This is a genomic window from bacterium, from assembly GCA_024228115.1.
Lineage (GTDB): Bacteria > Myxococcota_A > UBA9160 > UBA9160 > UBA6930.
The window spans coordinates 1-10,658 of sequence record JAAETT010000473.1; the positions used below are offsets into that span (position 1 = coordinate 1).

General features: G+C 64.2%; 14 protein-coding genes. 7 read left to right on the plus strand and 7 right to left on the minus strand.

The window, feature by feature from the left end; genetic code table 11:
- The first annotated feature begins 29 nt into the window (after nt 1-29).
- Entirely contained in the window at nt 30-542 is a 513-nt protein-coding gene (locus GY937_20380) for a hypothetical protein (protein ID MCP5059068.1), read from the plus strand.
- Nucleotides 543-549: 7 nt separating this feature from the next.
- Here GY937_20380 and GY937_20385 read toward each other — a convergent pair whose 3' ends face one another.
- The 3 genes from GY937_20385 to GY937_20395 form a co-directional block, all read right to left on the minus strand.
- Complete coding sequence (locus GY937_20385) at nt 550-924, minus strand: deiodinase (GenBank protein ID MCP5059069.1); 375 nt, start codon at nt 922-924, stop codon at nt 550-552.
- A gap of 27 nt (nt 925-951) precedes the next feature.
- A complete protein-coding gene (locus GY937_20390; GenBank protein MCP5059070.1) occupies nt 952-1,245 on the minus strand; it encodes a hypothetical protein in 294 nt (97 codons plus the stop codon).
- Nucleotides 1,246-1,332: 87 nt separating this feature from the next.
- Nucleotides 1,333-2,061: an O-methyltransferase gene (locus GY937_20395; protein MCP5059071.1), complete on the minus strand. Its 729-nt coding sequence runs from the start codon at nt 2,059-2,061 to the stop codon at nt 1,333-1,335.
- A gap of 90 nt (nt 2,062-2,151) precedes the next feature.
- Between GY937_20395 and GY937_20400 the strand changes: the two genes are divergently transcribed.
- The 4 genes from GY937_20400 (at nt 2,152) to GY937_20415 (ending at nt 5,760) form a co-directional block, all read left to right on the plus strand.
- Complete coding sequence (locus tag GY937_20400; protein ID MCP5059072.1) at nt 2,152-3,033, plus strand: DUF1295 domain-containing protein; 882 nt, start codon at nt 2,152-2,154, stop codon at nt 3,031-3,033.
- An 89-nt stretch (nt 3,034-3,122) separates the two neighbouring features.
- Entirely contained in the window at nt 3,123-3,635 is a 513-nt protein-coding gene (locus tag GY937_20405) for a hypothetical protein (protein MCP5059073.1), read from the plus strand.
- A gap of 134 nt (nt 3,636-3,769) precedes the next feature.
- Nucleotides 3,770-5,170 (plus strand): hypothetical protein, encoded by a 1,401-nt coding sequence (locus GY937_20410; GenBank protein MCP5059074.1) that lies wholly within the window; start codon nt 3,770-3,772, stop codon nt 5,168-5,170.
- 11 nt (nt 5,171-5,181) lie between these two features.
- On the plus strand, nt 5,182-5,760 hold the full coding sequence (locus GY937_20415; protein MCP5059075.1) for a cupin domain-containing protein: 579 nt from the start codon (nt 5,182-5,184) through the stop codon (nt 5,758-5,760).
- A 2-nt stretch (nt 5,761-5,762) separates the two neighbouring features.
- Here the strand turns inward: GY937_20415 and GY937_20420 are convergent, their stop codons facing one another.
- The 3 genes from GY937_20420 to GY937_20430 all read right to left on the minus strand — a co-directional run bounded on the left by GY937_20420 (nt 5,763) and on the right by GY937_20430 (nt 7,029).
- Nucleotides 5,763-6,086, minus strand: a complete 324-nt coding sequence (locus GY937_20420; GenBank protein ID MCP5059076.1) for a hypothetical protein — start codon at nt 6,084-6,086, stop codon at nt 5,763-5,765.
- Nucleotides 6,087-6,104: 18 nt separating this feature from the next.
- Nucleotides 6,105-6,347, minus strand: a complete 243-nt coding sequence (locus GY937_20425; GenBank protein ID MCP5059077.1) for a hypothetical protein — start codon at nt 6,345-6,347, stop codon at nt 6,105-6,107.
- Between the two features lie 133 nt (nt 6,348-6,480).
- Nucleotides 6,481-7,029, minus strand: coding sequence for a cell wall-active antibiotics response protein (locus tag GY937_20430; protein MCP5059078.1), 549 nt, complete (start codon nt 7,027-7,029; stop codon nt 6,481-6,483).
- 151 nt (nt 7,030-7,180) lie between these two features.
- On the opposite strand from GY937_20430, the gene GY937_20435 reads away from it, so the two are divergent.
- Together GY937_20435 and GY937_20440 are read left to right on the plus strand one after the other, a co-directional pair.
- Complete coding sequence (locus GY937_20435; protein MCP5059079.1) at nt 7,181-7,999, plus strand: SDR family NAD(P)-dependent oxidoreductase; 819 nt, start codon at nt 7,181-7,183, stop codon at nt 7,997-7,999.
- Complete coding sequence (locus GY937_20440; GenBank protein MCP5059080.1) at nt 7,996-8,796, plus strand: hypothetical protein; 801 nt, start codon at nt 7,996-7,998, stop codon at nt 8,794-8,796. The genes GY937_20435 and GY937_20440 overlap by 4 nt, the downstream gene beginning before the upstream one ends.
- A 256-nt stretch (nt 8,797-9,052) precedes the next feature.
- On the opposite strand, the gene GY937_20445 is transcribed toward GY937_20440, so the two are convergent.
- Nucleotides 9,053-10,477 carry a PAS domain S-box protein gene (locus tag GY937_20445; GenBank protein MCP5059081.1) on the minus strand — a complete coding sequence of 475 codons (1,425 nt, stop codon included), beginning with the start codon at nt 10,475-10,477 and terminating at the stop codon, nt 9,053-9,055.
- Nucleotides 10,478-10,658: the final 181 nt, after the last annotated feature.

The following is a 10,658-nucleotide window of genomic DNA, read 5'->3' on the forward strand; positions in this document are numbered from 1 at the left end:
GCTGTTTCTCTGCGTCCAAGACATTTGCCATGGCCGGCGAGGCTATCCGCCTCGCCCGCCTCAACGTCCTGGACGACTCCCCGTTCTATGGCCGGTTTTCAGGTGATCACGTATGGCCGCTTTTGGGTGTTCACCGAGGCAAAGAACTCTACGAGCAGTATCACGATCAGGTCGAATTCATCGTCGTCTACGTCAAGGAAGCCCATGCCAGCGATCGATGGTGGCTAGGTCGATCGCGATCACAGCGGTTCGTGAATGATCTCACTGGCCAACTCGCGCGCACCGATGTCAAGGAACCCGTGACCCTTGCCCAGCGACAACGGGTGGCCGCCAGCTGCCAGGCCACCCTCTTCGATGGCGTCGTCCCGCTCTACGTGGACGAGATGGACAACCACGTGGCCACGCTCTACACGGCCCGGCCCACGCGGATCTACTTCATCGACCGGGAAGGCCGCGTCATCTACAACCCGGGCATCGGCCCGTTCGGCTTCAACCCGGACCATCTCGAGCCCGTGATGGAGGCCTATCTCTCCAAGGGGTAGGCCTGCGTCAGTTCTTCGCGCTCTCGAGGTGGCTCTCGATCGCCGCCTCCCACTCGTCGGGCCGAAAGAACATCGGCCCCATGCCGCCCTTGTACGCGACGTTTCCATCGGCACCGATCAAGTAGAGCCTCTCCGGCACCGCTGCGTAGTTCCGTGCCACGGCGTCGTCCATTTCATCGACGACGGCCGGGGGCTCGAGAGCGAGCTTCAACATGCACGCCTCGCCCACCTCGATGCGTTCGTCCATCGACTGGTGCTGGGCAAACAGGACGGCGTCCTGCTCGTTCTCCTTCACCTGCCAGCCATCCGTCGGATGGATCTCCTTGATGTAGACCACGTAGAAGGCGACCTGATCCTGGAAGCGGCGATAGATACGGTTGATGGACCCAGCCTGGGCCCGGAAAGGCGGTCAGGTATAGCTGCCGAAGACGAGGGCGACGGGTCGGTCGCCGAAATGAGACGAGAGCCGAAGGGTCTCGTCTTCGGGGCCACTGCCCGGCAGCCAGGCCAGCTCGAAATCCGGTGCCGGGGCTCCCTGCTGCACGGAAGCCGCTTCGATCGGCATCAGCTCGGCCACGGTCTCGGCGGCACCGGGCGCTGCCATGGCATCGCGAAGATCGTCGAGGGAGAGGCCCGCCATGTCCTCTTTCTCGAGCTGGGCCAGCATGCCGTCGATCATGTTGCGGGTCGGGTCATCGGCCATCGGGTTCTCCTGGTCGAGAGATCACCAGCATAGCACCGAGGGCGGCTGCGGATGCCGGTTGACAGTGAGTTGCCGAGACGCGCCGGTCTAGCCAGCCTCGCCCTTCCAGACCGAAATCTCGACCGCGTCCGGAAGGTCGGAGTATTCGAGCTTCGCGGGCCGGTTCTCCGAATCGTATCGGCCGCAGCTGCGGACGTAGGAGAGATACGGCTCGGCGCCGAAGAGCGGCCCCACGTTGTCGGCCATGACGATGCACCCCGGGGCAAGCAACTGGTGGGCCTCGAGGAGCTTCAGATCCGGCAGGTAGAGATCCTTCCAGTGATCGAGAAAGACCAGATGGAAGGGACCCTCGAGGGTCGGAATCCGATCACTCGACGAGCCCTCGATGATCTCCACCTGCTCGGCGAGCCCTGCGATGGCCACGTTGTCCCGAGAAGCCTCCGTAGCTTCCGGGCTCTTCTCGACGGAGACCAAACTACTGCCCGGACCGAGCTGGTTCGTGATCATGATCGCCGAGTAACCGCAGAAGGCACCGAGTTCGAGGACCCGGGCCGGCCGCGGCAGGCGGGCGATGAGTTCGAAGAGCAGCGGACCCTTCTCGGGGCCCACGTTCATCAGGAAGCGGGTGTCGCGGGCGAACCGGTCCAGGGTGCGAAGGACGTCGTCGGGATCTCCCTGTTTCGCATGCGCAGCAACGTAGTCGCGTGCCTGCAGCGGCCTCGGTGGAGCACCACGCAGTCGGTCGATGATGAAGTCCCGGCCCTGGCGGAGCGTCCAACCAAGGGCCGACGGGGCGAGGAAACGCCAGAACTGCATGTGGGATGCGTAGCACAAGCCCGGCCGGCGAAGCCCGTCGCACCAGCGGCGAGAGACGGCATGCACCTCTCCCGCGCTAGGCTTCTTCGCATGCCTCCCCGTCCCGGCCGAGCCGGCTCCTTTCGCTACGTCGGTATCCTCTACGTCCTTGCGATCGCCGCCGCCTGGCTCGTGTGGGCCCAGGCCGACCTGCATCCGCATTGGGCTCTTCTCTGCGGCTTCGCAGCCGCCACGGCCGTGACCTTCGTCGCGGCGCTCCACGCAGACAACGGCTCCGTCTTCGATCCGTGGTGGAGCGTGCTCCCGCCGTTCGCGGCCTTGTGGTTCACCGGGCTCTCGGATGCCGACGGCTTGACCGCACGGCAGATTGCGGTCCACGCGGTGGTCTGGTTCTGGTCGGTTCGGCTCACGATGAACTGGGTCGTGGGCTGGCCGGGCCTCAGCCATGAGGACTGGCGTTATGTCGACCTGAAGCAGAGCTGGCCCGTGCCGAAATGGGTCGTCTATCTGGTCGGGGTTGAAGGCGGGCCCATGCTCTTCGTCTGGCTCGGTTGCCTGTCGCTCTACCCTGCACTGGCGCTCGGCGACGCCAGTTTCGGCATGCTGGATGGGCTGGCGCTCTTCGTGGGTCTGGGCGCGGTCGCCATCGAACTCGCCGCCGACGAGCAACTGCGAGCCTTCGGCGAAACCAAGCAGCCGGGCGACCTGATGGACCTCGGGCTTTGGCGTCTTTCCCGGCACCCGAACTACTTCGGTGAGATTGCATTCTGGGTGTCGCTCTGGCTCTTCGCCGTCGCGTCGGCGCCCGGCGTCTGGTGGGTAGTCGCCGGCCCCCTGGCGATGATCGGGCTGTTTCTGGGCGCAAGCATTCCGATGCTCGACAAGCGGAGCCTCGCACGACGGCCCGGCTATGCGGAGTATTCGCGCAGAACCCCGGCTTTGATCCCCTGGCCGCACCGCCGGGATTCCTGAGCCGCCTTCGAGGCGGCGAGATCGACGCAACTCCGCGGGCTTCAGTCCAACCTCGGCCTGGACGATTCATCCCGGGCCGGAGGTGCATCATGGCCCTGAACCGCGTTTCCCGAATCCTTGCAGGCCTCAGCCTGGGCGTTGCTCTGCTCGCCTGCAGCGATGCCAGCATCGAAAGCATGGTCCCCGGAGGCGGCATCATGACCGGTGAACTCGAGTGCTGGCTGCGCCTCGAGTTCGATGAGCCGCCGGCGGGCATCGACCCGACCGAGGTGTATGTCGTGTTCCGATCCGAAGCGCTCGCCGAAGACACCGAGTTCGACTGGTCGTATATCGCCGCCCACGATGTGGTGAGTGGCAGCGACTTCGGTTCCGGGAATCGTCCCAACACTGAGACGACTGCCGACACCCCTCCGCCCGCTGGGGAGACCCTGAAGGTGCGGTTTCCGCTCGACGCAAAGCGACGGCTCCTGTCGGCGCCCCTGGGCCCTTTGTGGCTCGAAGCGGAGCTGTGGTGGGGTGACGAGGTGCAGGACAGCTCGAAGAGCGACATCCAGCGGCTCTACCGTTCGGAAGACGATCCCTCCACGTTGCCCGGGTACTAGAGGTCGGCCCTGTCGTGGGGCGTATCATCGGTAACGGTGATCTCCTGTGTCGGCTCTCGGGAGCACCGCACCGGGCTGGAGTGCCCCCGAAGGACTGAAACCGCTCAGGCGCGCCCGGTGTCGAACCGGTCGTGATGCGAAGAGCACCCATTGCGCTGCTCAGTGCTCTCCTCTCTTTCGTGGTGCTCGCGGCTCCTCGATCCGGGCATGCGGGCGGCCCAGAGGCGAGCCTCCGCGAGCCTGTCCCAGCACTATTCGACGAGCCTCTCTCTGTTCGTCTCGATCACCCTCTCCTCAGCACCACCCAGATCGTTGGATCCACCTTCCGACTCCCGCTCCACGGCTTCGTGGCCCACCGGATGTGCCGCGGCGATTCGGAGATGCGCCAGCAAGTGCTTGAATCTCTTCGCGCTCTTCCCGCGGAAGCGAAGGACCAATCCGACGTGAGTTGGCGAGCTGCCCACGTGGCTCTGCTGGGTTCATGCCTGGATCCAGAATCTGTCTGCAGCTGGATGAGGAGCCAGTTGCCCCACGAAACTGATGGCACCGGACGCGACTTGATGTGGGATCGCCTCGCCGCCTGCGGGAGCTTCGACGACCTTCCACGATTCGAGAACGAGGGGGTGCCTGACGAGGCACTGATCCGATACGTCGAGGAGGTTCCCGCACCCGGTGTCTACTCGGAGCGGCTGGCCACCTTGGTCCGGGAACGCGTGATCCTTGGCGATACGGCTTCGCTTCAGCTCCCCCTCGTCGCTTTTGGCAAGCAGAATGGCGGGAAGAACGTGGCTTTCCTCCTCGATCTCCTGCGCACGGAAGACCGGAGTGACGTTCGTTGGGCCATTGGAGAACAGCTCATGCGCCAGGCCGATCCAGCTGTCGCGGCCGTCGGACTAGAGGAATGCCGCCGCCACCTGGCCGAGCGGATGGAGAAGTGGCGAACGAACGGCGCACCCATCCGCGGATCTCCCCTTCGCTGGGGATCTCCTTGCGAAGGGGACTATCTGTTTCGCCGTCCCGCCTCGCCCCTGCTCCGGTCGAGCCAAAGCCCACCGAATCCAATGCCACGAGAGTTCGGGACCCATGGCGGCTGGCTCGACGAGCACGCAACGATTTTGCGGAACCTGACACTGCTCGTTCGGCCGGATTTGGACGAAGCAGTCTTCGTCGAAGGTGTTCCAGCCCTCGACGCGATCCCGACCGGTATCGATGACCGCCCTACCCAGGTCTTCGTGAACGGGGACGTCATCGTCCTTCCCCTCCCACCCAACGCGCAAGAAGAGGATCCCGCATACGTCGAGTGGGTTAGGGGCCAGATCGAGGAAACACTCGCGGGCAAAGGCGTCCTCGAGGGCTTCAAGCAGGCCCGCGCCATCGATGCCTACGTGGCTGACCGACGCTTCCGACTCCATGTCCCACAAGAAACCGAGGCCGAATTGATCGACTTCGCGAACCGGCTGCTCCAGGCCGTGGCGAGTACGTACCGGATCGGCCTCGACCCGAACGGCCAGCCCGCGGCAATCCCCGCACCGTGAGGATTCTACCAATGAGACCCGACTTCATTCGGCACGTCAGCAAACTCGCTTCGGGAAAGGTCCGTTGGCCCGGTTCGGATGAAGTACTGGCAGTGCGTACACCGCTTTCGCGGCCGCTCGGGCTCACTCGGCTCGGAATCCACCACGAGGTGCTCCAGCCCGGACACCGCAGCAGCCTTCCGCACGCCGAAGCTACTGAAGAGGAGTGCGTCTACGTGCTGGAGGGAAACCCGCAGGCATGGATCGATGGCGAACTGCATCCGCTTCGCCCCGACGACATCGTCGCCTTCGAACCGGGGACGGGCATCCGGCACACGATCACCAACCCCACCGATCAGCCTGTGCGGCTGCTGGTGATCGGCGAGCGAGTTGCCGTGGGTCGGAAGCGGATGACGCGTTTCCTCGCCTGGCTCGGAGAGACCCATCCGGAGATCGGTGCTCCAGAGGATCGTCCTTCCGAAGAGTTGATCGCCCTCGCCAACGAATTCGAGGGAGGCCGGGTTCGCGAAAACCGGGGTCTCCGGGAGAGCTGGCACGTCGGTTTCATCGACCACCTTCGCGAGCGGCGTTCAGACTTCGAGCCCGACTGATCTCACGGGGAATGCGGATGTTGTCGGTGGTCGGGAATCGGGCACACCGCGCCTTCGCTGAAACCTTCGGCTTCCACGGCGAACCCGCGATTGAATCGCGCCAGGAAGTTCTCCCACGCCACCGTGGCAGTGAGTTCGATCAGCTGGGCTTCGTTCAATCGCGAGCGCAGTGCTTCGAAGAGCTCGTCGGATACATCCGCCGGCGTATCGGAGAGCGCAACCGCATAGTCGAGCGCCAGCTTTTCGAGTTCGGAGAAGGAGTCACATTCTTCGGCCATCGAAACGCCAAGAATCTCCTTCTCTGTCAGGCCTTCGGCTCTGCCCACGGCAGAGTGGATGTCGATTCAAGCCGGGCAGCCGACGCGCATGGCGACGCGCAGGTGCACGAGGCGCTTCAAACGGGTGGGCAATTCGTTCCAGCGGTCGACACCTGCCATGAAGATCGCCCAGGAGAAGAACACCCTCTTGTGATGCCCCAGCAGTTGAGCAGCACTCGAAGCCTTGCCCATCCGCCGTCGGGACAGGTAGTTGAAGAAGCGGGCAAACCAACCGGCTTCGCGAATCGAGAGCAGACGTATGCGTGCCAAATCGGGCCCTCCTGCGAATGATCAAGGGTACTGGGCGGGCCGGGCGATCGTCAGAGCCAATCGTCTCGCGTCTCGACGGACCAATTCCGGCTGGACACGCAGCGCCGCGGGATCAAGGGAGAAGCGCTGGGAGTTAGTCGGAGCGGCTCTTCACCGTGAGCCCGCCCATGATCACGCGCCCCGTCACCACGAACAGGAGATCGGCGCCCGGAAATCCTCGGTCTCCGGGCTCCTCCCCCGTCAAAACGCGTCGTAGCAGCGGTCGTACGCCGCTTCGGCCGCTCTCATGCTTCACTTCGCCCATCACGGCCATCACTTCCTGCATCTCGACCTCGGCGCCCCGGGGAACGATCAATTCGATCTCGCCGAGAACGACGTCGCAGTGGATCTCGATCATCCCGTCCGGCGGAAGCTCTGCCTCCCGGAAATCCAGCTTCAGGGCGCCCAGGACTGAGCGTGCTCGGATGCGATCCGCGACTTCCCAATTTCCGGCGCGCTCGACGGTCCCCAGTACGGTGGACACCCGTTCGTAGGTGACCTCGTCGAGGGCCGAATCCTTGTCTCCGGAGGTTGCGGGCAGATCTGCGTCGCCCCGCGGGTCCAGGTCTACAGGCTCGACGGTCTTCTGGGCGGTGTCTCGAGGCCTGGTGGGGCGATTCACATAGCGAGCATTCCAGATCACTCGTACCGTCACCATGCAGCGGAATTACTGCAGGCATCGGGTGCCTCCGGCGGGAGGGAAGGCAGCGCTACCCTGCCCTGCTGGCCAGGCTGCGCCTCCCAACAGCTTGGGCGGCCGCCGACAACGATCACGCGAAATGAAAGGAGGCGCCATGAATGCCGCCGGGCCTGGAGTGGCAATCCTGACCGGTGCGGCATCCGGGATTGGCCGCGCGATCGCGCGGACACTGGCGGCGGACGGCTACAGCCTGGAGCTGGTGGACGTCAACGGCGAAGCGCTCGGCGATCTCGTAGACACGCTTCGGGAACAAGGTGGCACCGCGCAGGCAAATGTCTGCGATGTCGGGGACAGGCAACAGGTCCAGCACGTCGTCGCGGAGATCGCCGCGCGCCACGCTGGAATCGATCTGCTGATCAACAACGCGGGAATCACCACCTACGACACGGTTTCAGGCACCACGCTGGACGACTACGACCGCATCATGCGGGTCAACTTCGGCGGCACCGTGCACTGCACCAAAGCCCTGCTTCCAACCCTGCTATCCCAGGGGCGCGGCCACATCGTCAATCTCTCCAGTGTGTTCGGGCTGATCGGAGCACCGCTCCAAAGCGCATACAGTGCCTCGAAATTCGCCATTCGAGGTTTCAGCGAAAGCCTCCGCCAGGAGTTGCTCGGGACGGGGATCGACGTCAGCTGCGTCCACCCGGGTGGCGTGCGTACGGGCATCGTCGCCAGCGGGCGGGTGGGTGAGAACCGGTTGGCAACCACGGGGGCGGCGGCCTTCGATACCGATTTCGAGCGCTTCAGCCGGCTGACGCCGGATCAGGCTGCTCAGCAGATCGTCGCCGGCATCCGAAAGCGCAGGGCACGGATCCTGGTGGGCATCGATGCACACGCTGTAAGCGGAATGAGTCGGCTCTTCCCAGTCTTCTACCAGAGACTCAATCAATGGTTGGGCCGTCAACGATGAGTCGCAAGACGCTGTTCATGTCGGGAGCGATCGCCTTCCCTACCCTGGCGCCGATGATGAAGAGATCGATCGCAATTGGCATCGTCCTGGCCGTGATCGCCCCGGCAAGCTCCGTTCGGGCCGACGGCTTCTTCCTGCAGATGGCCGACACGCAGTTCGGGATGTTCGCGAAACCGTTGTCGTTCAGCATGCTCGGCTGGCCCTGGAACGAAGACTCGTTCGAAGAAGAGACGCAGCGTTTCGAACAAGCCATCTCCCATGCGAACCGCCTGAAGCCCGCCTTCGTCGCGTTCTGCGGAGATCTCGTGAACACTCCGGGCCACTCGGGGCAGATTGCGGAATTCAAGCGCATTGCCGCGCAGCTCGATGCTGAGATCCCACTGCATCTCGTTGCAGGAAATCATGACATCGAGAACGAGCCCACACCGCAGACGTTGGCACGGTACCGGGATGATTTCGGGAAGGACTGGTATTCCTTCCGGCATGACGATGTCTACGGAATCGTCCTGAACAGCACCATTCTCGTGGAGCCCGATGCGGTGCAAGCAGATGTGGACGCACAACTGGCGTGGCTCGAAGCCGAGTTGCCCCAGGCGCAGGCGTCAGGCGCTCGGCACATCCTGGTGTTTCAACACCACCCCTACTTCATCGAAGCGCCGGACGAGAGCGACGGATACTTCAACATCCCGCACGAAACCCGACGGCTCTACCTCGACCTCTTCAAGGCCCATGGCGTTCACGCGGTCTTCGCCGGCCACTACCACCGAAATTCGGAAGGACGTGACGGCGAGTTGTAAATGATTACGACCAGCGCCGTCGGGAGGCCGCTTGGCGACGACCCCTCGGGCTTCCGAATCGTCCGGTTCTCGGCGGAGGGCCTCTCCCATTCGTACTACGGATTGGAAGAGGTTCCCGGGCCGATCGGAGACTGAACGGTTCCCTGCCGCACGCTTCAGCGACCCGACGGGGCCCCTTCGAGATCGCCAAGTGCTTCGAGCGACTCGCGAGGCACCTCCTTCAGGCTGTCGACCGCGCCTTCGCCAGTACGGCGCGTTACCCTTGAGGGACTGCCGGGAACAGCAGCGTCATGGTCGTCCCCTCCTGGGGCTCGCTCTCGACGCGAACCATTCCTCCGTTGGAGCGCGCGATGCCGAGCACCGTAGCCAGCCCCAGGCCCCGGCCTGCGAAGTGCGTGGAAAAGTAGGGATGAAAGATCTTCGCCACGTCCTTCGAACGGAGTCCGCCGCCGTCGTCCGCGACGGAGACGAAGGCGAAGCGCCCTGGAGAGAGTCCCTTTCCGGGCTCGATGCAGGCCACCAGGTCTTCGGCGCCGAGTACGGTGGCTCCGACCCGGACGCTGACGATACCCTGCCCCTGGGATGCTTCGACGGCGTTCTCCACCAATGCGCTGACGGCACGCTCCACGAGAGCAGTGTCGACGCGCACCGGGAACAGGCGCATGGGACGCTGGAGCACGATCTCGAGCCCCCGACTTCCGGTCTCGGCCCTGCCCTCGACCACGCCGGCCACGATGCGTCCGAGGTCCGTGGCCCCGATCGATGGGCTGACGGCGCCTGCATAGATACGAATGTCTTCCAAGACGGAAGCCAGCCGCCAGCCGGCATCCTCGATATCGCGCAGTGATCGTTGCCCGGGAGAACGGGAATCCAAGTCGTCGGCGAGTTGCTGGGCCCCTCCCACGATGGTGGTGAGCATGTTGCCAAACTCATGAGCGATGCCGCCGGCGAACACACGCAGGCTTTCGAGGTGGGAAGCGTCGGGCAGGCCGGCCCTGGAGCGTAGGTCCCGATGGCGGCGTTCTTCCGCATCCGTCAGGTCGCGATAGTTGAGAACCACGCCCTGGACAGCGGGTTCGCGGGTGAGGTTATGAGCCGCAGCCTCGATCGTTCGCCAGCTGCCGTCCTTGTGTCGGATCTTCACTACCTCCATGGCGAACTTGCCCGGCACCTCTATCACATCCTGCGCAACGGAGGCGAGGCGAGGAAAGTCGTCTGGATGGACGATCGCCTCGGCCATTTCAACGATCGTCTGGCCGGGGAAGTCCTGTCGCCGGTATCCGAGCAGCTGTCCTTCGGCTGTCGGTCGCACGTACGTCATGAAGCCCTCGGCATCGACAATCGCGGCACCTTCGAAGCTGTGCTCGAGCAGGGCCCGGTAGCGCGTCTCGCTCTCTTCGAGCTCGAACTGAGCCACTTCCTTCTCTGCGCGTGCATCGCGGATCTCCGCGGTGGCGTTTGTGCGTACCACCTCGTACCACGTCGCCAGAGCCAGGCCCGCGAGCAGCAAGCCTGTGCCAACCCAGAAGCTCTCGTGCGGCACCAGATGGGCCTCGATATGGAAGGGCGGCTCGAATCCCTTCAGCACGAAAACGGAGGCGCCCAGGGTTCCCAACCCCGTCAGCAGGCTCCACGCCACACCGGCGCGTAGGCCGCAGGTGGGAACGGCAATGAGGGGCACGAAGATCAGGATGAAGAAGGCCCTGGTCTCGCCACCGCTTCCCAGGTGTAGACGCTCACTCAGAAGCGTAGAAATCTGATCATTTGGCCGGGGGGCGACGCAGCCCGCCGTTCCGGATTCCGATTCAGATCTTCCGGGTCGAAAGGTCCTTGACCCAGGGCGAACGCCCTCCCGGCTCGAC